General features: G+C 47.5%; 24 protein-coding genes. 12 read left to right on the top strand and 12 right to left on the bottom strand.

Features of this window, described 5'->3' with window-relative positions:
* Position 1: 1 nt before the first annotated feature.
* The 7 genes from MKZ32_RS11080 to MKZ32_RS11050 all read left to right on the top strand — a co-directional run bounded on the left by MKZ32_RS11080 (position 2) and on the right by MKZ32_RS11050 (position 8716).
* Positions 2-817 carry a sulfotransferase family protein gene (locus tag MKZ32_RS11080; RefSeq protein WP_239797319.1) on the top strand — a complete coding sequence of 272 codons (816 nt, stop codon included), beginning with the start codon at positions 2-4 and terminating at the stop codon, positions 815-817.
* Positions 810-2180: a glycosyltransferase family 2 protein gene (locus tag MKZ32_RS11075; RefSeq protein WP_239797318.1), complete on the top strand. Its 1371-nt coding sequence runs from the start codon at positions 810-812 to the stop codon at positions 2178-2180. The genes MKZ32_RS11080 and MKZ32_RS11075 overlap by 8 nt, the downstream gene beginning before the upstream one ends.
* A gap of 16 nt (positions 2181-2196) precedes the next feature.
* On the top strand, positions 2197-3093 hold the full coding sequence (locus tag MKZ32_RS11070) for a class I SAM-dependent methyltransferase (protein ID WP_239797317.1): 897 nt from the start codon (positions 2197-2199) through the stop codon (positions 3091-3093).
* 185 nt (positions 3094-3278) lie between these two features.
* The gene (locus tag MKZ32_RS11065; protein ID WP_239797316.1) at positions 3279-3614 is read left to right on the top strand and encodes a DUF1698 domain-containing protein; all 336 of its coding nucleotides are present in this window, start codon (positions 3279-3281) and stop codon (positions 3612-3614) included.
* A 222-nt stretch (positions 3615-3836) separates the two neighbouring features.
* Entirely contained in the window at positions 3837-6200 is a 2364-nt protein-coding gene (locus MKZ32_RS11060; RefSeq protein WP_239797315.1) for a glycosyltransferase, read from the top strand.
* A gap of 54 nt (positions 6201-6254) precedes the next feature.
* A complete protein-coding gene (locus tag MKZ32_RS11055) occupies positions 6255-7196 on the top strand; it encodes an NAD-dependent epimerase/dehydratase family protein (protein ID WP_239797314.1) in 942 nt (313 codons plus the stop codon).
* A 110-nt stretch (positions 7197-7306) separates the two neighbouring features.
* Positions 7307-8716: a glycosyltransferase family 4 protein gene (locus MKZ32_RS11050; RefSeq protein WP_239797313.1), complete on the top strand. Its 1410-nt coding sequence runs from the start codon at positions 7307-7309 to the stop codon at positions 8714-8716.
* A gap of 152 nt (positions 8717-8868) precedes the next feature.
* Here MKZ32_RS11050 and fcl read toward each other — a convergent pair whose 3' ends face one another.
* From fcl to nth, 8 genes are all read right to left on the bottom strand, one after another.
* Positions 8869-9801: a GDP-L-fucose synthase gene (fcl, locus tag MKZ32_RS11045; protein ID WP_239798143.1), complete on the bottom strand. Its 933-nt coding sequence runs from the start codon at positions 9799-9801 to the stop codon at positions 8869-8871.
* 4 nt (positions 9802-9805) lie between these two features.
* A complete protein-coding gene (gene gmd, locus MKZ32_RS11040) occupies positions 9806-10891 on the bottom strand; it encodes a GDP-mannose 4,6-dehydratase (RefSeq protein ID WP_239797312.1) in 1086 nt (361 codons plus the stop codon).
* Positions 10892-11535: 644 nt separating this feature from the next.
* Complete coding sequence (locus MKZ32_RS11035) at positions 11536-12465, bottom strand: right-handed parallel beta-helix repeat-containing protein (protein WP_239797311.1); 930 nt, start codon at positions 12463-12465, stop codon at positions 11536-11538.
* Positions 12466-12538: 73 nt separating this feature from the next.
* Positions 12539-13453: a right-handed parallel beta-helix repeat-containing protein gene (locus MKZ32_RS11030; RefSeq protein WP_239797310.1), complete on the bottom strand. Its 915-nt coding sequence runs from the start codon at positions 13451-13453 to the stop codon at positions 12539-12541.
* 585 nt (positions 13454-14038) lie between these two features.
* A complete protein-coding gene (locus MKZ32_RS11025; protein ID WP_239798183.1) occupies positions 14039-14281 on the bottom strand; it encodes a hypothetical protein in 243 nt (80 codons plus the stop codon).
* Between the two features lie 138 nt (positions 14282-14419).
* Positions 14420-14980 carry a cob(I)yrinic acid a,c-diamide adenosyltransferase gene (locus MKZ32_RS11020; RefSeq protein WP_239797309.1) on the bottom strand — a complete coding sequence of 187 codons (561 nt, stop codon included), beginning with the start codon at positions 14978-14980 and terminating at the stop codon, positions 14420-14422.
* Positions 14980-15402 (bottom strand): DUF1841 family protein, encoded by a 423-nt coding sequence (locus tag MKZ32_RS11015; protein ID WP_239797308.1) that lies wholly within the window; start codon positions 15400-15402, stop codon positions 14980-14982. The genes MKZ32_RS11020 and MKZ32_RS11015 overlap by 1 nt, the downstream gene beginning before the upstream one ends.
* Positions 15402-16034, bottom strand: a complete 633-nt coding sequence (gene nth, locus MKZ32_RS11010; protein WP_239797307.1) for an endonuclease III — start codon at positions 16032-16034, stop codon at positions 15402-15404. The genes MKZ32_RS11015 and nth overlap by 1 nt, the downstream gene beginning before the upstream one ends.
* A gap of 286 nt (positions 16035-16320) precedes the next feature.
* On the opposite strand from nth, the gene mobB reads away from it, so the two are divergent.
* The 5 genes from mobB to moaC all read left to right on the top strand — a co-directional run bounded on the left by mobB (position 16321) and on the right by moaC (position 18659).
* On the top strand, positions 16321-16827 hold the full coding sequence (gene mobB, locus MKZ32_RS11005) for a molybdopterin-guanine dinucleotide biosynthesis protein B (protein ID WP_239797306.1): 507 nt from the start codon (positions 16321-16323) through the stop codon (positions 16825-16827).
* On the top strand, positions 16824-17147 hold the full coding sequence (locus MKZ32_RS11000) for a MoaD/ThiS family protein (protein WP_239797305.1): 324 nt from the start codon (positions 16824-16826) through the stop codon (positions 17145-17147). The genes mobB and MKZ32_RS11000 overlap by 4 nt, the downstream gene beginning before the upstream one ends.
* A gap of 305 nt (positions 17148-17452) precedes the next feature.
* Positions 17453-17707, top strand: coding sequence for a MoaD/ThiS family protein (locus tag MKZ32_RS10995; protein ID WP_239797304.1), 255 nt, complete (start codon positions 17453-17455; stop codon positions 17705-17707).
* 2 nt (positions 17708-17709) lie between these two features.
* Positions 17710-18183, top strand: coding sequence for a molybdenum cofactor biosynthesis protein MoaE (locus tag MKZ32_RS10990; protein WP_239797303.1), 474 nt, complete (start codon positions 17710-17712; stop codon positions 18181-18183).
* Positions 18180-18659: a cyclic pyranopterin monophosphate synthase MoaC gene (moaC, locus tag MKZ32_RS10985; RefSeq protein WP_239797302.1), complete on the top strand. Its 480-nt coding sequence runs from the start codon at positions 18180-18182 to the stop codon at positions 18657-18659. Before MKZ32_RS10990 ends, moaC begins: the two co-directional genes overlap by 4 nt.
* Position 18660: 1 nt before the next feature.
* Here moaC and mog read toward each other — a convergent pair whose 3' ends face one another.
* The 4 genes from mog to MKZ32_RS10965 form a co-directional block, all read right to left on the bottom strand.
* The gene (gene mog / locus MKZ32_RS10980; RefSeq protein WP_239797301.1) at positions 18661-19209 is read right to left on the bottom strand and encodes a molybdopterin adenylyltransferase; all 549 of its coding nucleotides are present in this window, start codon (positions 19207-19209) and stop codon (positions 18661-18663) included.
* Between the two features lie 99 nt (positions 19210-19308).
* Positions 19309-20628, bottom strand: coding sequence for a putative O-glycosylation ligase, exosortase A system-associated (locus MKZ32_RS10975; protein ID WP_239797300.1), 1320 nt, complete (start codon positions 20626-20628; stop codon positions 19309-19311).
* A 4-nt stretch (positions 20629-20632) separates the two neighbouring features.
* Positions 20633-21463 carry a formyl transferase gene (locus tag MKZ32_RS10970; RefSeq protein WP_239797299.1) on the bottom strand — a complete coding sequence of 277 codons (831 nt, stop codon included), beginning with the start codon at positions 21461-21463 and terminating at the stop codon, positions 20633-20635.
* A complete protein-coding gene (locus MKZ32_RS10965) occupies positions 21456-22679 on the bottom strand; it encodes a prenyltransferase/squalene oxidase repeat-containing protein (protein ID WP_239797298.1) in 1224 nt (407 codons plus the stop codon). Before MKZ32_RS10965 ends, MKZ32_RS10970 begins: the two co-directional genes overlap by 8 nt.
* Between the last annotated feature and the right edge of the window lies 1 nt (position 22680).

The raw sequence follows: 22680 nt of genomic DNA, 5'->3' as shown, positions 1-22680 counted from the left end.
CATGGATAAAATTGCAATATTCGGTGTGCCACGCTCAGGTACAACATGGCTCAGCCAGATTCTTAACAGTCATCCAGACGTGGCATTAAGATTCCAGCCGCTTTTTTCATATGGACACAAAGGCAGTCTGTCCGAGCGCTCATCTGCCGCAGAGATTCGGACATTTTTTGAAGAAATTCTTTGTACTCAAGATGCTTTCGCCCTGATGGCTACTGAGATGCAAAAAAATTATCCGGCTTTTCAAAAGGCAGTCACGTCAACACATATTGTTTTCAAGGAGACGCGATATCTTCATATCATTGAAAACATTCTCACTCAATGCAGTGAAGTTAAAATCATCGGAATCGTCAGAAACCCTTTGGCAGTGATGGCGTCCTGGGTTTTGGCACCCAAAGAATTCAATTCAGAGTGGGATATAAACAGCGAGTGGCGTGGCGCTTCAAGCAAGAACCAGAATAGGCCAGAAGAATTTTACGGTTTTGATAAATGGAAAGAAATTGCCGAGGCGTTCCTTCGGTTTAAAAGTCAATTCCCTCACCAATTTTTAATGGTGAGCTATGATGAACTGAATAGAGCACCACTTGATACTACAAAAAAATTATTTGGTTTTTGTGGGTTAAAAGTTTGTGATCAGGTAGAAAACTTCCTTAGCGCAAGTAAATCGAGACATGATTCCGACCCTTATTCGGTTTTTCGCGCCAATGCGAGCGATGATCGTTGGCAAGGTGTATTGCCTGATGAAATTGTGAAACAAATTATGTTGGAACTTAAACATACCTCGCTGGATATTTTTCTTCAGGACGGAACAAATGCCTAAAGTTTCTGTAATTCTGACATCGTTCAATCACGAAAAATATCTGGCCGAAGCGATCGACAGTGTATTGAACCAGACGTTTACCGACTTTGAACTGGTTATCTGGGACGATGCCTCCAGTGATAATTCGTGGGAATTGATCCAGCGCTACACCGACTCGCGCATCAAGACGTTCCGCAACGACAAACAACGCCGGGCCGGTTATGGCATCAACAAAACCATCTCTGAAATCGCTCGCGGAGAATATATCGCCATCCATCATTCCGACGATGTTTGGGAATTAGACAAGTTGGAAAAGCAGGCTGTCTTTCTGGATAATTATTATGAAATAGGCGCGGTTTTTACATGGGCGCAAATAATCGACGAGAACGGCGCCAAGTTGGAAAATAATTGGTTTAATCAGGAAAACAAGACCCGATGGCAGTGGCTTAATCAGCTTTTCCATGAACAAAATCATCTAAACCATCCTAGCGTGCTGATCAGAAAGCAGTGCTACCAAGATGTGGGTGTATACCGCTACGGACTTGCCCAGACGCCTGATGCCGAAATGTGGAGCAGGGTTTTAATCAAATTTCCCATACATATTATTCAGGAGAAACTAACAAAACATCGGCTATTTTCGGACAAGTCGAACACCAGTGGCCCCAGAATTGAAGTTGCAATCAGGATTAGTAACGAATGGAATGTGTTACGGGAGAATTATCTTTCGATAATAAGCTTTGAAGATATTGTCGCGATATTTCCCAGTCTCGAACGTTTTAGAAATCAGGAAGGTTTTGACAATAAATTCTTATTGGCCATGGCTTGCTTATACGAATGCAAACAGCGAAGTGCTTGGCAATTAGGTCTAAAGTGGCTGTTCGATTTGCTTAATGACAAGACCCGTTACAAAAAAATAAGAGAGCTTTATTCCTTCTCTTATATGGATTTCATAAGATTGACCGCAGAATTTGATGTTTATTTTGTTGAGTGGGACAAACAGATCGCAGAGCGGGACTGGCAGATAGCCGAGCGCGAGCAATCGATCGCCGCGCTGCAGGCTCAAGTGCAAGATCTGCTCACTGGCAACGCCTGGCTGACGTCGCAACGCGAGGCATGGGAGAAGACTGCCCCAGAGCGCGAGCAGTCGATCGCCGCGTTGCAGGCTCAAGTACAAGACCTACTCACCGGCAACGCCTGGCTGACGTCGCAACGCGAGGCATGGGAGAAGACCGCCGCAGAGCGCGAGCAGTTGATCGCGGAGTTGACTTCTCGGCTGCATGAGACCAATAAAAGGCTAGCGGCGAGCGATGCAATTTTGAACAAGCTTCGCAACCATTGGGGAATGCGATTTGTCAATTTTTTATCAAAAGCGAAATTTTTTTGATCAATAGGAGAGTACCATGCCGCCCCTTAACACACTGTCCGCTGCAATCGAAGTTTTAAAAGCAACACCATTCGCTGAAATTCAACGGGTAGGTTATCACTTTCAAGCGAATGATTATTACTCCCCACTAAATGATGTGGCATTTCTAAAAGAAAATCTCGATTTATGGAAAGAGCGCTCATCACCCTCATCAATAGATTGGAACGTTGATGAACAGCTTGCCATCGCGCAAAAAGTAGGCAGCTATGTGGAGGAATTGCGGGATGTACCTCAAGACCATCAACCAGACAAGTTGGAATATTGTTGGAACAATCCCATGTGGAATAATACCGATGCGCTAGTTCAATACGGATTGCTCCGCGATCTAAAGCCCAAGCGTGTGGTGGAAGTTGGATGTGGGTGGTCTAGTTTGTTAATGCAGCGAGCTCTTGCACGCAACCAAACACCTTGCCAGGTGACACAAATCGAGCCATACCCTAACCCTGCTCTGTTTGAATTATTTCCGAAGGATTGGCAGCTCCATCGAACCCCGTTGCAGCGAGCCTCTTTTGAAATTTTTGAGTCTTTACAAGCGGGGGATATTTGCTTTTATGATGGATCACATTGCGTAAAGGCCGCCAGCGACGTCAATTGGTTTTTTTTTGAGGTGCTGCCGCGGTTGGCATCAGGCGTAATAATACATATTCACGATATTTTTCTGCCAAACGATTATCCGGATTTATGGATTTTTGAGCGGGGGCAAACATGGAATGAACAATACTTGTTACAAGCTTTTCTCATGAACAATAGAGACTATAAAATATTGATTGCCAATGCTTTTCTATTTAAAACAAACGCAAAAGCACTTGAGGGATTTTATCGCGGTGTACAACCTCCATATGGTTGTTCTTTCTGGATGCAAAAATTAAGGTAACAACACATTCCAGTCGAAAGATAACCCAAATTAAAGTTCTAAATGTATTTATGGTTCCGCTATTAATTCGTCATTTCCGTGAAAGCTGAAATATATATCATTGATTACATTTATTACATTGCGTCTTGACTTCGAGGAACGACGAAATTTGAATTTATAGAGGTATTTTTCAGTTGAACGGATTAATGGATCGTGGCAGATTTGGAGCATATAAAAACACAGGGATACTCACGAAGCTTGCAGGGTCACGAGTCCTCGATATTGGCTGCAATGCTGGCTACGACACATTTCTCATGCGTTCCTTAGGTGCAATTGAAGCAGTGGGACTTGAATCCTATGGTTTCTATCATCAAGCATGTTTTATAAATGTTGTTTACGATATACCTAGGGTTAGTTTTATGAACCTGGGATGGGAAGATCTTGACCTCCGCTATTTCGGAGGTTTTGATTTCGTGAGTTGCCAAGGTTTGATATATCACGTTAAGGAACCAATGCTGCTGATTGAAAAGCTGGCTTCATAATGCGGCCTGGCACAACACTGCTTATGGAAACGCACGTCCTTTCTGAGGCACCTACCCAATCCCAATTTATTGAAGGTGCATTTTGGGGCGACGAAACATATTGGTGGGTTTTTGGCGCTGAGTGTCTCATGGGCATGCTCAGGTCTGACGGATTCAAAGATGTTCGCATGCCGTTAAACGCTGACTGCGATAGTCGAAATCCGTTAAATCCTCGGGCGACAGTTGAAGGCCATCCGGCTGGCGCTCGCGCTTGGTTTGTGGCGACAAGAAGCTAGTCAGATTGTCAAGAAAGTTCTAATGATCAGCGATTTATCCCCTGACTTTACGGATCTGCCCGGCCGTAGAACCATCCCGCGCAACTACAAGCGCAGCACTGTTGCTTGCGAATACATTGACGTTTCAATCATTACTCCCTACTACAACACCGAAGAGTTCTTTGTTGAAACATTTGTATCGCTGCAGGCACAATCATTGCAGAATTGGGAATGGGTGATTGTTGACGACGGTTCTACAGACCAAGAATCTGTAAACCGGCTTTCCAAGATCGCGGCAAAAGATGAACGCATCAAGGTAATTCGCCAAATAAATGCGGGACCCGGCGCAGCGCGCAATACGGCATTCCGTAATGCGATGGGCCGCTACATTTGTTTGCTCGATAGCGATGATATGGTCGAACCGACCTACCTTGAGAAAGCTGTCTGGTTTCTTGATTCAAATCCAGAGTTTGCGTTCTGCAACTCTTATAGCATTATATTTGGCGAACAGGAATATCTCTGGACTACCGGATTTGAAAGAGGCAAGGCGCACTTACAGGCCAATAGTGGGCCACCTATTTCAGTGATTCGTCGCTCGGCATATGCAGAATGTGGCGGTTTCGATGAGTCCATCCGGTTTGGCCATGAAGACTGGGATTTCTGGCTGGCGATGGCAAAAGCGGGGCATTGGGGCTATACGATTCCAGAGTTCCTGCAGTGGTATCGCAAGCGCGGTAGCGGCCGTTTTGAACAGATCATGAAGTCCGGAAATGTCAACGCTGAATTCGAAAGAATGATGCATCGGAAATATGATGGCCTGGATAAACACTTTCCTGAACCTGTCCGACGTCATCCTTTGCCATACGAGACCATTGAGATGAATTCGCTGGTGTGCAACCCTTTGGCGGCGAACCCGCTCAGGCGCCGGATTATGTTTATCATCCCGTGGATGGTAACGGGCGGGGCTGATCGAGTTAATCTTGATTTGATTGAAGGTTTGACGTCTAAAGGCCATGACATAACGATTTGTGCGACGTTGCTGGCTGATCACGGATGGGAGCATCAATTCAGGCGTTTCACGCCAGATATCTTTGTCCTGCCAAAGATTCTTCACGCATCGAACTATCCAAGGTTTCTGGCATACCTGATTCAATCCCGGCAAATCGATACCGTGGTTATTACTGGCAGTACCATCGGTTACCAGCTCCTCCCTTATCTTAGAGCCGTCTCACCCAGCGTAGCGTTTGTCGACATGTGCCATGTTGAAGAACTTCATTGGTTGAATGGGGGGCACCCGAGGTTTGGGGTTGGCTATCAGGATATGCTCGATCTAAATATTGTAACGACCAAACATCTGGCTGAATGGATGCAGGGGCGCGGTGCCGACAGCACACGGATAAGAGTGATGTATACGGGCGTTCGCGCTGCTCAAGAAAATCGCTTGGTTGAAGTTCGAAATCAGATACGGTCAGAACTGAACATTCCGGCAGATGTGCCGGTGATTGTTTTTGCAGGACGGATTTGTGAACAAAAGCGTCCCGCCTTGCTAGCCGGAATTCTTAAAGCAACGCATGATCATGGTCTGCTATTTCGGGCATTAATTGTCGGCGATGGCGAACAAAGGGGGCAATTGGAAGGCTTGCTAAGTCAATATCAATTGAATGCAAATGTTCAAATGCTTGGCTCTGTTTCACATCAAAGATGGCTTGATATTCTTGTTGCCTCGGATATTCTCTTGATGCCTTCTCAGTATGAGGGTATTTCAATTGCGCTCCTTGAGGCGATGGCGGCGGGTGTCGTACCGATCGTGGCAAAAGTTGGCGGTCAAGAAGAAATTGTGAGCCCAAATGCGGGTATATTGATCCCGCATGGGTTCAACGAGTCTCAAGAGTATTTGGGTGCAATTCGCCGCTTATTATCTAATTCCGCAGAGTTGCATCAGATGTCGAAACAGTGCAAGGCTCTTGCCGCGTCAAAATTGTCATGGGAAGGCATGATTGATAATTTTCTGGCACTCCTGGAAGAAGCCCACCAGCTTAGGGTTGACCATCCACGATATCCGATCAGCCCGAGCTTTGGGCGAGAATTGGCATCACTGTCGCTTGAATGCAAACGTCTTGGCGAGGCAGTGGATTGGCTATGGAATACCAAACCTCATTCGGCAACTGCCGATGCTGCATTGCTGACCACGTCTGCAGAGGCGCAGACGGTTGTAAAATTTGCCATTCTTTTGAGCCAAACCTGGCCTGGTCGAATGATTATCCGTAGCCAGTTTCTGAAAACCATTGGGAAAAAACTTCTAAAAAGGATGGCGAACCGAAGTGTTGTATAAGCTCAACAACTATGACTTAGCACTTTCGAGCATTTTTTCGTGCAAGGATTTTTAATGAAGATCACAATATTCGGTGGTGGTGGTTTTATTGGATCAACAATTGCTGATCGACTTTTATTGGATGGCCACGAACTTAGGATTTTCGAACGGCCACGAGTTGCGCCTTATCGAAAGTTTGCAGAATCCGAGCAGGTTGAGTGGATCGCAGGGGATTTATCAAGTACTCACGACGTTAACGATGCAATCAGTGGCGTGGATGTTGTATTGCACCTGGTTTCGACCACTCTGCCCAAGAATTCAAACGATGACCCAATTTACGACGTACAGAGTAATCTTGTGGCAACACTGCAAATGCTCAACGCTATGGTTGCTCATAACGTTCGCAAGATAGTTTTCATCTCTTCTGGTGGCACTGTGTATGGAAACCCGATGTATTTACCTATTGATGAAAAGCATCCCACCGACCCTTTAGTGTCATATGGTATTACCAAACTCGCCATTGAGAAATACCTGCAGATGTACAGCCACTTACATGGAATCAGAGCTATTACTCTGCGGGTTGCGAATCCATATGGGGAACGTCAGCGTATCGAAACTGCACAGGGTGCTGTTGGGGTTTTTCTTCACCATGCAATTAAAGGTTTACCCATAGAAATTTGGGGTGATGGTAGCGTTACGCGAGATTATATTCATGTGAGTGATGTAGCGGAGGCTTTCGTTCGGGCTGTGAAATACTCGGGTGTGAAGAGTTGTTTTAACATCAGCTCTGGTGTTGGCACCAGTTTGAATGAGCTCATTGGCATGCTTGAAGATGTACTTGGAAAGTCAATAGAGATTCGCTATCTGCCGGGTCGACCATTTGATGTCCCGGTAAGTGTGCTAAGTAATGACTTGGCGCGAGATGAATTGGAGTGGGCTCCTTCGATCTCTATGCGGGATGGCATAGCTCGCGTTGCGGAGTGGATGAAGCGTGAATTGGAAAAGTTGGATACTTGATCTGACTTCAGGCTTTCGATTGTGTGACGATTCATTTCACTGCCAATCAATTTTTTCCTCAGTATGCGGCTGCTTACCCGGTTGCTCGCGAATTGACGAGATACAGTCACATGGTGTGGGTACCGGAGCCAGAAATTTATACGATGAAAATTCTTTTGACGACGCATGTGTTTTTGCCCGATTATTTTGGCGGGACGGAAACGCTCGTTCTTGGTGTCGCACTTGCCTTGAAACAAAGGGGCCATAACGTTACGGTTGTGACAGGTTATCCTGAAAAGGATAAACCAGGCGACATTAATCAGTTTGATGAGTATGAAGTCGATTCCATCCGTGTTATTCGATTCAGGCATGGACGTACTGCATTGGGAGACCAAAGCAGTGTCATGCAAAATGACTACGACAACCCCGTTTTCGCACATCGATTTCGTCAACTGCTTTTAGAGATCGAACCGGATGTGGTGCATTTCCATCATCTGGAGCGGCTATCAATTAAAGCAATTGACGCATGCAAGGACAGAAAAATACCTGCGTTTCTTACTGCAACAGACTTTTGGTATGTCTGTCCCGCACATACGCTACTATTGCCAAATGGAAACATGTGCGACGGGCCAGCCAACGGTGGCGCAAATTGCCTAAAGCATCTGACTTCTATATCTCAGCCAAAATGGGTAGCCGGAATATTAAATTCCATTCCTACAGGTGTTGTGGAGGGCATCGTGTATGCTCTCAAGAGGACAAATGCAAAGCTCTCAGGCAGATTTGGCGATGTCCAGGCTCTGGCAAGAAGAAGTGAAATAATTGGAGCCAGACTCCCTCTCCTCGAAAGAATTTTTGTCGCAACCACTCACGCTCAAAGAATGATTGAAACTGCTGGAATAATAGGCGGGAAATTTCGAGTTCTGCCATTTGGAATCAAGGATCATGGCTATGTAAAACGCATCCGGCAGAGAACGGATAGGCCATTGGTATTGGGCTTTATCGGCTCGATGTTGCCTCACAAGGGACTCCATATACTAGTTGAAGCGAGCAAACTTTTACCTGCGGATGCTGCTGTCAAAATCAAGATATATGGAAAATCTCCAGTTGGAGACTCCGCCTATATAAAAGATCTCCGTGTGCTTGCACAGGGTGACGAAAGAATAAAATTCTACGGCACCTTCGAGAACGAGAAGATGCCCGCCATACTGGATGGAATCGATGCCTTGGTTATTCCTTCTTTGTGGCATGAGAACATGCCGTTGGTCTCGTTATCAGCTCAGGCAGCGGGTTGCCCTCTGATAGCATCAGACATTGGAGGATTATCAGACGTCGTTGACCCTGGCAAAAACGGTCTCTTGTTTAGCCCGGGCTCGGCATCTGGATTGGCTCAAATGATCATGTGTCTTTTGGACGACCACGATCTATTAAAAAAGCTATCAGGAGCCGCTGTTCGGCCAATGGATATTAATCAGTATGTTGATGAGCTTGAGCTGGAATACCGAAAAAGTATTGGAGAGATGGATCTAATGGTGTGCTTGTGAGTTAAGGGGACCATCTTTATTCATTTTTGCCGTTGCCTCAAATTGGCCGGTTGCGAAACAATGCAGCGCCAAGCCAAGTGGCATTCATTGAAGGACTCCACCCATACAGGCCGCCTGGCGCCGTCTTTTTTAAACAACATGTCAGGCATATGTCATTGCCTGACATGAGTCGTAAAGTCTTTATACGCCTTGGCAATTCCTTCACGTAATTCAGTCTTTGCTTGCCAACCCAAGGCACGCATCCGATCAACGTTTAACAGCTTGCGTGGCGTACCATCAGGTTTGGAAGTATTAAACACAATCTCGCCATTAAATCCAACCACGCTCATCACGGTTTCAGCCAATTCACGAATCGTTACATCCTCACCCGTGCCCACATTGAACAAGCCATCGGCAACACCATTTTCCATCAGAAAGACGCAAGCATCCGCCATGTCTTCTACATAGAGGAATTCTCGCATCGGCATGCCGCTACCCCACACCACAAGTTCTTTGTCGCCACGCAGTTTGGCATCGTGCGCCTTACGAATTAGCGCTGGTAGCACATGACTGTTGTTCAAATCATAGTTGTCATTTGGCCCATAGAGATTGGTGGGCATCACCGAAACATACTGAGTGTTGTATTGCCGGTTGTAACTTTCACACAGCTTGATGCCCGCAATTTTGGCAATTGCGTAAGGCTCATTGGTTTGCTCCAGCGGGCCGGTAAGCAAATATTCTTCCTTGATCGGCTGAGGACAATCTCGTGGATAAACACAACTGGAGCCGAGGAACAGTAAACGTCGCACCCCAGCCTGCCAAGCAGCATGCACGATGTTCGCCTCCATCATCAGATTCTGGTAGATGAAATCGGCGCGACAGGAATTGTTTGCATGAATACCCCCCACCTTGGCGGCAGCCATAAAAACGTAATCAGGCTTTTGTTTCAGAAAGAATTCAGCAACTGCAGATTGGTTCGTTAAATCCAGATCAGCGTGTGTTCTGGTCAAAATATTGGCGTAATCACCCGCCTGCAAACGGCGCACAATAGCCGAGCCCACCATCCCGCGATGGCCAGCCACATAAATCCTGGCTTGTTTGTTGATTGGATTATTCGTGATAATCATACGCTGAGAACCCGTGCTTCTTGACCAGTTCGTCACGTTCAGCGCCCTTGAGGTCTTCTCTTACCATTTCAGCCACCAACTCCTTGAAAGTGATTTTCGGCGTCCATCCTAGCTTTTCTTTCGCCTTGGTCGCATCCCCCAGCAAGGTTTCGACCTCGGTCGGGCGAAAATAGCGTGAATCAACTGCCACGATACATCTTCCTGCTGCATCATAGCCCTTCTCATCTACGCCCGTTCCTTCCCAATGTATTTTGATGCCGAGTTCTTCTGCTGCCGCAATCACAAAATCGCGCACACTGTATTGCACACCGGTAGCGATGACAAAATCTTCAGCCTTGTCCTGTTGTAGCATCAGCCATTGCATTTCAACATAATCTTTGGCATGTCCCCAGTCGCGTAAGGAATCCAGGTTTCCCAGAAAGAGACAATCCTGGAGATTTAGCTTGATGCGCGACAAAGCGCGGGTGATCTTGCGGGTAACGAAGGTTTCGCCGCGGATGGGAGATTCGTGGTTGAACAAGATGCCGTTGCAGGCATACATGCCATAGGCTTCACGGTAGTTGACGGTTATCCAGTAGGCATATAACTTAGCCACGGCATAGGGTGAGCGTGGATAAAATGGAGTGGTTTCCTTTTGTGGTGATTCTTGCACCAAGCCATATAATTCAGAGGTGGAAGCTTGATAGAAACGTGTTTTCTTTTCCATGCCTAAAATACGAATGGCTTCAAGCACACGCAAGGTACCTAATGCATCAGAGTTGGCAGTGTATTCTGGCTCTTCGAACGATACAGCCACGTGGCTTTGCGCGGCGAGGTTATATATTTCGTCGGGTTGTACTTGCTGAATAATACGAATCAGACTGCTTGAATCAGTCATGTCACCGTAGTGCAAAATGAAATTGCGATTGCTGACGTGAGGATCCTGATACAAGTGGTCAATACGGTCTGTGTTGAACAAAGAAGCACGGCGCTTGATACCATGCACAATGTAGCCTTTTTTTAACAGAAATTCGGCTAGGTAAGCGCCGTCTTGTCCTGTTACACCAGTGATTAGAGCGATTTTTTGCATAGAAGATAATACCTGACAATATTCATTGCTAGCCATAAAATTTTGGTAAAAATGGCTGTCAGTGAAGAAACGGTTGGGAATGATACCGAATAATTGATCGAGACTAAGCGGAAGTTACATTCTTGGTTGAGATTCACATGTTTTCAATGACTGTCTTAATTTTTATTTGAGTACGTTGAGCCAATAATATGTGGCGGATTCAGGTTTGAAGGACGCTTCGAAAATCAGTTATGGCCATCGAAGCAGTGATCACTTTGTCCCGAATGCCGAGATTCTTGAGGTTACTGAAAGAGGAGGCCATGGCATCTCTTGATGCGCCGATGACCTCTCAAGCGAAAGTCTGGAAAGGAATGCACTATTCTGTCCTCACACTTCAAAAATTAGTGCCCTCGCTTTTCATGCCTTAATGGTTATATTTATGATTTCACATGACCAAGTACTAACAGACTTTTCCAGTCAGCCCCTTTATCGTTACCCCCGCTGTATCGTGTGAGTGCTATGTGGTGAACAAGCCGTTTGGTTTTTAGGTTCGAGTCGGTCGAGGTATAACCGGGATTCATCGAAAGCCAAATTTAACTTTGGTACCTTTCGTGCAGGCGTAGATAATTCCTATCGCTCACTGAATGCAATAAATTCTGCCGGTTTTACATAGTAGATATCGGGGTAAGTGGGTCGGAGGTATCATTAATGTTACCTGTCACGGTGTTATTGCCAGTGGATTTCACTGTCGCACTAGCGCTAGGCGCACCCTGCATATATAACCCAAAATCGCTTCCCGTCACCATGCTTTTGCTAATAGTGACTGAGGCGGTTCCAGAAGGATGTGCTTCTGAACTAACGCCAAAGAAACTATTCGAGATCGTTGAGCGGATCACGTTAATTCGGTTGTTTGCGGAGGCGGTTTCTGAAAATGCTAAAATGCCGTTGAAACCTCCTGTCACGAATGTATCGCGGACGGTTGCAGTCGTGGTCGATGTGGCACCGTTCGCAAAGATGCCGATGGCATTACCGAGAAACTTAGATTTCGAGATGGTAGCCGTTGCCCCCCCCTGAAGCTCAATGCCCGTGTCATTGTCGCGAACAAGGGTGTTGACCATCCGCACCGTTGCTGCCGTGTTGACTAAAACGCCCCGTTGGCTAAAACCTGAAAAATTTGAAATGACACAGTTTTCAATCGAAAGATCGCTGATGCCGCTCAGCAAAATTCCGTTATCGCCGCCCAGGCCGTTAATGGTCAGGCCACGCAGCACTACACTCACGCCTGCGCCAATCGTTACCCCGGATGTCCCGGGAAAAACGGCAATGCCGGCATAGGCACCAGGGGCCGCTGCCAGCGAGACTGACTGGGTGAGTGTAACTGGACCATAACCGGAAGAATCGAGCGCTAAAACTTCGCCGTTGGGATCGGTCACGGTTAACGCCTTGGCAAACGTGCGGCATGGGAAGAAGGTGTCACAGATATTGGCATCATCCCCGTAGGAAGCGACAAAGGACCGCTGGCGGGCCTGTGCAGGAGTAACCATGAGGGTACACAGAATGGCAAACAAATATACAGTTGTGGAATTTCTTAACATTATGAACTCCTTGGTTTTATGTTACGGCTCGAGCTTACCCGGTCGCCTTGGATGCGCCCGGGTTCTGCTGGTATTACATGGGAGGTACAGAGCCAATTGTGCCGGAAGTATTAGGTGTGTTATCCGTTACAGTGTTATTGCCCAGTGAGTTCAGCGTTCCGCTAGTGGCCTGAGAAAGCCCTGTTCCGTTTCCTGTCACCATGCTGTCGCTGAGGTTTATCCTGGCGAATCCGGGCGAGGCAGACGTTTTTACACCTACGGTATTATCCGTGACTGTCGCACGAATTACATTAATTTGGGAAGTTCCGGATGTGCCTGAAGATGCCTCAATGCCGTTGACTCCCCCCGTCACGAGGGTATCACTGATGGCAACAGCCGTAATTGTGCTCGCTGTGCTTGTAACGAGGATGCCAGTGTTATTTCCGAGAAACTTCGAGCCCGAGATATCAGTGGTTGCCCCCCCCTGAAGCTGAATGCCAATGTCATTGTCGCGAACAAGTGTGTCGACCATCCGCACCGTTGCCGCCGCATTGACTAAAACGCCGTGTTGCCCAGCACCTGACAAATTAGAAATGACACAGTTTTCAATCGAAAGATCGCTGATGCCGCTCAGCAAAATCCCGTTATCGCCGCCCAGGCCGTTAATGGTCAGACCACGCAGCACTACACTCACGCCTGCGCCAATCGTCACCCCGGATGTCCCGGGAAAGACGGCAATGCCGGCATAGGCACCAGGGACCGCCGCCAGCGATACTGATTGGGTGAGCGTGACGGGACCATAGCCGGAAGAATCGAGCGCCAAGACTTCGCCGTTGGGATCGGTCACGGTTAGCGCCTTGGCAAACGTGCGGCATGGGAAGAAGGTGTCGCATATATTGGCGTCATTCCCGTAAGAAGCGACAAAGGACCGTTGGCGGGCCTGTGCAGGAGTAACCATGAGGGTACACAGAATGGTAAACAAATATACGGCTGTTGATTTTTTAAGCATGTTGATCTCCTGGGGTTGTTAGTTAAGATCGAGATTATTCGGCGTTTTAATGTATCGGTGCTCAGTAAATTCTGATGGAAGTTATGCCGGTAATTGTGCCGGATGTGTGGTGTTGTCGACACAATTTTATTGTCCGAAACGTTATCGTTTTGCTAGATTAACAGAGTTTATTTATATATCAATACAACTATCGAATACAAGAAGTTTTACAAAAAAATGAAGTCGCATAAGAACCATTAGAAAAAGAAAATGAGAATAATGATGCTACCTTGTTTACATGCATAAACCATGCCAAATGATAATGCATAATAAAAGTATCTTATTTACAATGCCTTAGTGTTTAAAATATTTGAGTATAATAAATAAAACAATATGTTTCTAAAGAAAGTGTAAAAATATTCGTCATTCTGATGGCGTGATTAACTTTTTTGTCCCTATTGACTTATGTTCCCACCAACTCCCTGTAATTTATTTCAGCGTTGCTAACGGGATCGCCTGATTAATCGCCTTCACGTTGGGTTTGCATGCTGTCTTCCCTACCAATGAAGTCCGAGGGTGTCCTGAATTTTGTGTAAACGGAATTTGTTAATGTTGCGGCATCCGTTCCTCGAACTGGATAGTAAAGCGATCAAGCGCAGCTTTCCAGTCCCTGATGGGCATCGTCCATTTGTTGCTGATGTTTTGTAGCGCCAATAAATTTATACGACTATATCTTGCACAAACTGCTGGTTGCCGCTCGTCAAAATCTTCGTAAACAATTGCTCTGTATTTTGTCGCCACCTGAGATAGGGCTGAGGCGAGTATCCCTTGGCGTTTAATGCCAACCATTCTTCATTAAGTCGCTGTAATGGCTCTGTATTGGAAGCGTGCAGATTGAATTGTAATTCTGGAAACTTCAGGTTGATGAGGTTTGTTTGATCGATCGACGGTAATCTTTGACGAAGTGCGGGAGTATGCGATTGACAGTTATGTCTCTTGCAGCTTTACTGATTTTCTTTGCCATAAAGTTTCTTCTTGCCCCATTGTGCGATTGAGTACACGACACAGTATGAACAATAAGTCAGAAAGACGGTTTAGGTAGGGCAGGCCATGTTGTGGCACGGCTTCGAGCTGAGCTAGTGCGGCGAAGTCTCGTTCAGCGCGGCGTGCCACGGTACGCGCTACGTGGCATTGCGCCGCTGCTCTGGATCCACCCGGCAGGATGAATTCCTTAAGTGGTGGCAGGTCGGCGTTGTAGTGAGCAATGGCGTCATCCATGTGCAGGAGCTTGTCTTCGGCAAATTGCGCAGCAGGATATGCTAGCGCGCCACCGAGATCGAACAGGTCATGCTGTACATGTAACAGTAATTCGCGCACGTCATCCGGTACGGTTTCAGCGAGAAGTACGCCGAGGTGGCTGTTGAGTTCATCTACGCTGCCGATAGCGTGAATGCGTGCGCAATATTTTTCCACGCGCGTGCCGTCGGCTAGTCCGGTGCTTCCTTTATCCCCGGTGCGGGTGACAATTTTGCTTAAACGATTAGCCACTATTGTTTCTCCAGACAATTCAGGTATACGTTTCCATCGGGTGCCGTGCCGTTACGTTGTGCTTGCCAGATCATTTCACCCAGGCATTCCATCATGCGATGTTGAGCGCTGTGTTCTGATTCATGATGGGCAACAAGACGCTGAAAGTGCATGCGGATGCCATGCGGTTGGTCGATGGAAATCTGTTCCTCAATAGTGAGGTGCATCATCAGGTGCAGGAAGGGGTTAGTTGTGCCGTGTTCTGGTGTGTAGTCTTTATCTTGATAGCGTTCCGGATTTTCCAGTATAGAGTAATATTCAGGATGCTTTTCGATGAGCTGTGCAGTGAGGTCTTCCAGTGGAGAGAGTAGCGCTCCTGCGCGACGCTTGCGCCAGGTATCGATGAGAAACATTCGTGCTTCATCTCTGCTGGGGTTGAACATTATATTTCCTTGTGGCGGTATTCGCACAGATCAACGATGCTACAAATGCCACATTTTGGCTTGCGTGCTTGACATATATAGCGTCCATGCAGGATCAGCCAATGGTGTGCATCATGTTTGAATTTGTCCGGTACGAACTTGAGCAGTTTTTGTTCTACTTCCAGCGTCGTTTTGCCGGGGGCAAGGCCGGTGCGGTTGGATACGCGGAAAATGTGTGTATCTACTGCGATGGTGGGTTGGCCGAAAGCAGTGTTGAGCACTACGCTTGCGGTCTTGCGTCCTACACCCGGAAGAGCTTCCAGCGCCTCGCGTGTTTGCGGCACTTTGCCATCATTATTTTCCAATAATAGTCGACAGGTTTGAATGATGTGCTTTGCCTTGGTTTTGTAAAGGCCGATGCGTTGTACATAGCCGCGCAATTTTTCTTCGCTCAGATCGAGCATGCTCCGAGGCGTGTTCGCTATCGGGAATAATTGCCGGGTGGCAGTATTTACGCTGACATCGGTAGCTTGTGCCGATAGGATCACCGCCACAAGGAGCTCGAACGCTGAGTGGTATTCCAATTCAGTGGTAGGGTGAGGGTTGGCCGCTTGCAGGCGTAGAAAAATTTCTTGGCGTTTTGTTGGATTCACGAAGTTGTCTCACGCAAGCAAAATTGGGCTGCGCAGTAGTAGCTCATAATGGGGGGGTAAGTTTGCATAAGGTTTCTACACCTTTTGAAACTACATATTAATATGTTACAGGACAACTTGTAGGTAAGGATAGGCAAGTTGGTTAGCAAGAATGAGGCAGCGTAGTACAGTTGTGCTGGGGTATACAGAACAGCTGAAGCCAGATTGACTTCTGTCTTGACGGATGGGTTCACTGTACGCTACGCTGATACTACAATTTGGTCACTCGCAATAATTAAAAAACTTTATGTTTGATAAAAAAATAATGGGCTTCGCGGGTTATTCCGGTAGCGGCAAAACGACGTTGCTGGAGAAAGTAATCCCTTTTCTGACTGCACAAGGCTTGCGCATTGCTGTTATCAAGCATGCTCACCATGATTTTGACATCGATAAACCGGGTAAAGATACCTACCGGCATCGCAAGGCAGGCGCAGGCGAAGTATTGATTGTTTCATCGCAAAGATGGGCGTTAATGCATGAGCTGAACGATGAACCGGAACCTAGTCTGGAATATCTCTGTTCACGGTTTTCAGGTTATGACCTCATATTGGCGGAAGGTTACAAGCATGCGGCCATACCAAAACTGGAGGTGCATCGCAAAGAAACCGGGTCTGAGAGTCTATATCCATCTGAACCGGGTATTATTGCAGTGGTGACAAATAGCAAAGACAAATTCCCGCTACCTGTGCTTGATATTGACGCGCCAAAGGAAGTAGCCGCGTTTATTCTGGATTATTTTCAAGGAAAGTTATGAAAATTGAGATAGTGTATTTTGGCAAGCCGAGAGAAAATTTGAATATATCGCAGGAAACGGTAGATGTTCCAGAAGAATCGTTGACACTTACCGGCCTGCTTGCATGGTTAAGTTTGCGTGGAGAAATATGGGCACAAGAAATGAATGAAGATCGTGTGCGCTGCGCGGTTAATCAGGAGTTTGCGGGTCTGGCACGACCATTGAACGAAAATGACGAGATTGCCATCACGGCCCATTACCATGGCTGTTCAGAATTTTGGATTGATGATCCCCGCTTAAGGCTAAATGAGCCACGCTTTAAACAGAATCCATGTTTTTGATTTATAGGTAAAATTTACTAATGACTGCACAGAATAGTTGTCCTGACGGAAAATTGGTAAAGATACTTTTTGTTTAATTGGCCCGGTATGTAACTTACTAATAATTTGATCGCAATGATTGAAGCAGGAATACGCGAATTGTGTAATGAAATAGCAAATATATCGTCATGCCGGTAATTCATAGCAATAGGATAAGAGTTTTGATAGATGGTTTCTGAAATAGATATTCTCACATCCCTACTTGATATAGAGATGCCAAAAGAAACTAGCCGTATTTATTTTGAATAATTTTTCCAGGAACAACCATGAAAATTGAATTAGTGTATTTTGGCCGGCCGAGAGAACATTTGAAGATGTCACGCGAAACTGCGGATGTGCCAGCAGAAGCGTCGACACTAGCAGGTCTTCTGGCATGGCTGCGTTTACGCGGAGATATATGGGCACAGGAGCTGGCAGACAGCCGTGTACGTTGCGCGATCAATCAAGAGTTTGCTGGTTTGCCTGCTGCCATTAATGAGAGTGACGAGATTGCCATTTTTTCGCCAATCTCTGGAGGTTGATAATGAGCGTGTTGATACAGGAAGACGATTTTGACCTTGCCTCCGAATTGACAGCTCTGCGTTCCGGAAACTCAAAAGTGGGCGCCATGGTTAGTTTTGTCGGTTTAGTGCGCGATTTTAGTCATAATGAAACGATAGAAAGTATTTATCTTGAATACTATCCTGGTATGACTGAAAAGGCGCTGAATAAAATCATTGCTGAGGCGACTGAACGCTGGAGTTTAATAAATGTTCGTGTGATCCACCGCATTGGACAGTTGTTTGCAAACGATCAGATTGTGCTGGTGGCGACTACGGCATTGCATCGTGGTGAAGCATTTGCGGGCTGTGAATTTATCATTGACTACTTGAAAACTGCCGCTCCATTCTGGAAAAAAGAACAAACCAGGGAAGGTTCACAGTGGCTCGAAACACGTGACACAGACGTGAAACGCATGGAACATTGGCATAACGATACAGTCAGGAAATCAGCATGACAAATGGCATGACCCACTTCGATCAAGACGGACAGGCACATATGGTGGATGTTGCTGGCAAGAGCGAGACCCAGCGTATCGCAAAAGCGTCCGGTAATATCAAAATGAGTCCCAGCACGCTGGAATTGATTGCTTCCGGCACAGCCAAGAAGGGCGATGTGCTGGGTGTAGCGCGCATTGCTGCGATACAGGCGAGTAAGCGTACCGCCGAATTAATTCCATTATGTCACCCGCTGTATCTGACTCATGTTGCGGTGGAGTTTCATCTCGACCATGAGAGTAGTACGGTGGAATGCATCGCGACCGCAGAAACGTTTGGCCGCACCGGTGTCGAAATAGAAGCCATGACCGCAGTGAGTATCGCTCTGTTAACGATCTATGATATGTGCAAGGCGGTTGATCGTGGCATGGAAATTAACCGGTTACGCTTACTGGAAAAACAGGGTGGGCGTTCGGGGCATTGGCAAGCTGCATAATTTATTTTTGTCGTTGCGCTGACTTGGGACGGAATGACGTTAATACGTCTGGATTTGTTTCTACGTAGGGCCCACCAATCAAATCTATGCAGTAAGGCACGGCGGCAAAAATTCCATCCAGTGTTTCCTTTATTGCCTTCGGTTGCCCAGGCAAATTCAGAATCAGGGACTGTCCGCGTGTCACGCCAAGCTGGCGTGACAAAATTGCCGTAGGAACATAACGCAGGCTGACTGCACGCATTTGTTCTCCAAAACCAGGTAACACCTTGTGTGCCACGGCCAATGTAGCCTCCGGCGTAACATCGCGTAACGCTGGACCGGTTCCTCCAGTAGTCAAGATCAGATGGCACTTTTCCTGATCTGCTAACTCAATCAGGGTAGCCTCAATCATCGTCTGTTCATCCGGTATCAAGCGTGTGACACATTGCCATGGGCTAGTCAGCGTCTGTGTAAACCACTCTTGCAGCGCTGGTAAGCCAGCGTCCTGATAAACGCCATTGCTGGCTCGGTCGCTAATTGAAATAAGGCCAATTTTAAGTGTATTTGTCATAATGTTTCGTCAGGTTGGGAAATGTTGAACAACTCTTCGCGCGAAATATAATTTCGCGACATTCTAAAGATTTTAAGCCTGAGCTTATTAATAGGCTAACTATAGACTTTTGGGTTGACGCGTAGCTGCAATTGCATTGATTGTTTGCGTTTCCTCTTTTAATAAGATTGATGCACTGGCCGTCTGCGCTCGCTCTTTTAATAAGATTATTTTAGTCAGTACAATAATCATCAGTAGGTGGTAATAGAGATCGAAATTGGATAGCCCAAGAAAGGCTCCCGCCGTCGCAAAGCCAATCATGCTTACTTGTCCCATCGCGGCTAAATCCGCTGCCCATTTTTTGTCAGGATCGCGTTTCGCCTGTTTTATTACCCAGGAGCCGGTTTGCCACGTCAAGAGAGCAAGTAATAACCATAGTCCAAGTCCGATAAACCCATGCTCACCCAGCACTTCAAAATATACGCTATGTACATCATGGACATCGATCGGATCTGGAGCGTACACCTGGAATGTTTGATACTGGAACATTTCAAATCCGCCGCCTGTGAGACGGGCTTTAGCCACATTCCATGCTGTCCACCAAGCGTTAATTCGGCCTCGAGCAGATGCATCCTGCTCATAAGTTTTAATGGTGGACATGCGGTCATACCACTCTTGCGGCATGACCAGGGCCACCATACCGATCGCGGCTACAAGCATAATGCTGGTGAAGAATTTATTCCGGCTTTTCACCCAGAAGATTGAGCCCATTACCGCCGCGCCCACCAAGGCACCTCGAGATTGTGAGCCAATAGCCGAAACGGCGGTGAGTACCATTGCCGCCCCCAATCCTTGGTGCAGCCACTTGCGTGTCTCATTCAACTGTAAATAGCGCATCAGAGGAATAGTCATTAGCAAAGCCAGAGCGATTTCATTGTTACCGTCGATGAATGTTCCTGGCGGTCCCTGAACACGATGTGCACCCCCTTTCAGTATCGTGAAAATTCCGCCTTTCACCCCATAAAAACCAAGTGACAGTGCTATTACCCAAACCAGCCCATGCAACCGTTGGCGATTATTTATCACCAGAGGTGTAAGAAAGATCATGATTTGAATTTTGAGGACTTTTTGCAATTGCTCCCAGGCCAGATTGGAGAAAAATGCAAAATATGTGGTTACCGACATCCATAAAACATACATGAGCAGCACCGTCATCTCGCGCGTCCATGGCATGTGCTTCGGCTCTTTTGAAGAGAATATGCTAATCAATGTTGTAATTGCCACGATATAGGCAAAGGGCATGGAGGTCGCGAAACCCCAAGCCAGCCGATGGGGATTCATGTAGCTCAACCAGGAATAAAGGTAAAGGCCAACATATGGACGCGATAAAGCCATAGGTAAAAGCCCAAACACTATGGCAGTGACGATCAAGTCACGCACTGGCTTACCTCTGTTCTTTCTCGGAGGAAGTGGGAGTAAACCATATCACGCGCTTCTTTAGATGTATATCCTTGAGCAAGCCATTGTGTAAACCTTGTGCGAGGTGTTGCTCATGATGCCAGCCACGATCCTTGACCTGATACAACTTGCCCTTGCCTGATTGCGGAGCACCCAGTGCTTCGTTTCGCGCGAGGCGCCCGATCACCTCGGCATAAACCTCGGCGCTATCGCGCACAGCGCGCCAAAATAGCGTGAGCTCGTTGTCGCCCTCATGCACTTCGGGGCAAATATGGGCGAGCAGCTTGCCGGTATCGATGCCGCTGTCGATGAAGTGTAGCGTACAGCCGATTTTTTCCGGTTCGCCGTTATAAAGCGCCCAGAATGTGCAATCTGCGCCGCGGTATTCGGGCGACAAGCCACCATGCAGATTGACGATGCCCAAAGAACCACGCTTAAGCAGCGCTCCTTTGATGAGCGAGGTGCCGAATACGGCAATTACGTCGGGCCGTAGCCGATCGGCAAGTTCGATTACACTTGGATGATTAATGTGTGGCACTTCGGTGATCAATTCGGGTCTATCGAGTTGCGGCTCGGCACCACCAAAGAAAAACTTGCCTTCACCACCGTCAGCGTAACGCTTGCGGTCGCGTAGCCAGCGCCACACTTTGCGCCATAAGTTATCTGGACGTAGTAGTTTGAGTATTTTTTTGTACGTCCAGTGGCTGCCTGCCTCCTGTACGATAGCTACTACCCGTGCGGTGCTGCACAGCCGGTTTGCGACATAAAGATGTCGCGGTGCCCGCCCGCATAGCACCATGATAGAAAGCTCAGCCATGTGGATACTCCCCTGGCTTGGCGATTCGTGTAGCGACGGGAGGAATCACACAATCTCGCATATCCATCATCAGCGCATCGGCAAAAAATTTTGCAGCCCAGTTCGGATATTCGAAACGAGAATAATCGCCCCAGATCGGCGACGAACCAGCGATACCACCCCGCGCCGCCTCGTCAGCATCATCAAGACGCTGTGTGCGTTTTACGTAGCCGATTGCACGGCGCGCGTTCTCGCGAAATTCCGGTGCGCTGCCATCTTGCGCCAGGCGTGTCCAATTGAGGCTCATTTGCGCTACGCCTGTGAGACAGCTGTAATTTGCGCGTGGTATCCAATTATCCGTATAAGTGCCGGCAAGCCAGCCATCGGCGCGTTGCACCTGTGCCATGCCGCGAGCAGCGGCAAGTGCAGCTGAAAGATAACGTGCATCGTCCAGCAATATTCCACTCTCCAAAAAACCACGAATCGCATAGGCGATGGTATGAGTAAACGGTGCTTTGTCCGGAGTAAAGGCGTTGGTGTAAAACCATCCGGAAGTTGTTTGCTGGGTGAGTGCCCAATCGAGATTGCGTCGCGCCGCTTGGGTTAGTTCTGGCTCGTTCGCGATCAGGCCCGTAGCCACTAGTGCCCAGGTGCCCCGGGTGTTGTACACGTGCGGTACATCATTGTGTTCGAATCGATGCCAGCAGCCATCGGCATCTTGCTGACGGACCAGCCACAAACCGGCCTTGACCGCTGCAGCCAGGCATTCCTGGCGGCCCAGTTGCAGATATCCGGCAAGCATTCCATGCATGATTTGACCGGTATTGAAAATCACCGGGCGGCTGCCTGCTTCGCCGAAGTGGCCGGGGAATGCGCCATCATTCTGCTGTATGGAGAGTTCCCAGTCGATCATGCATCGGGCACGTCTCTCTAGATCAGGGCGTTCCAGCTCCTTGCTCGCCGCGAGGAAGGTTTCGATGATGTAGCCTGTGGTTTCCGGATAGCTTGGCAGCCAGCCGTCTTCGAAGCTCCATCCTGCCGAAACACCGCCTGCGTCGGGGTGGCCATCCCTGATGTCTTGGGCACGGCAGAGCCAGTCGATTGCGCCCGCGAGATGGATCGCATGGTCAAGTTCGGGTTGGGCTGGTGCAGCAATGTCATTGAGGATCAGACGCATATGCCGCGGCCGCCAAGGACGGTAACGGAAAGGCAGTGCAAGCAAATTGGCAAGGCTCATG

Source organism: Candidatus Nitrotoga arctica (assembly GCF_918378365.1).
Classification (GTDB): Bacteria; Pseudomonadota; Gammaproteobacteria; order Burkholderiales; family Gallionellaceae; genus Nitrotoga; species Nitrotoga arctica.
This window is presented reverse-complemented; position numbering and strand designations above follow the sequence as displayed.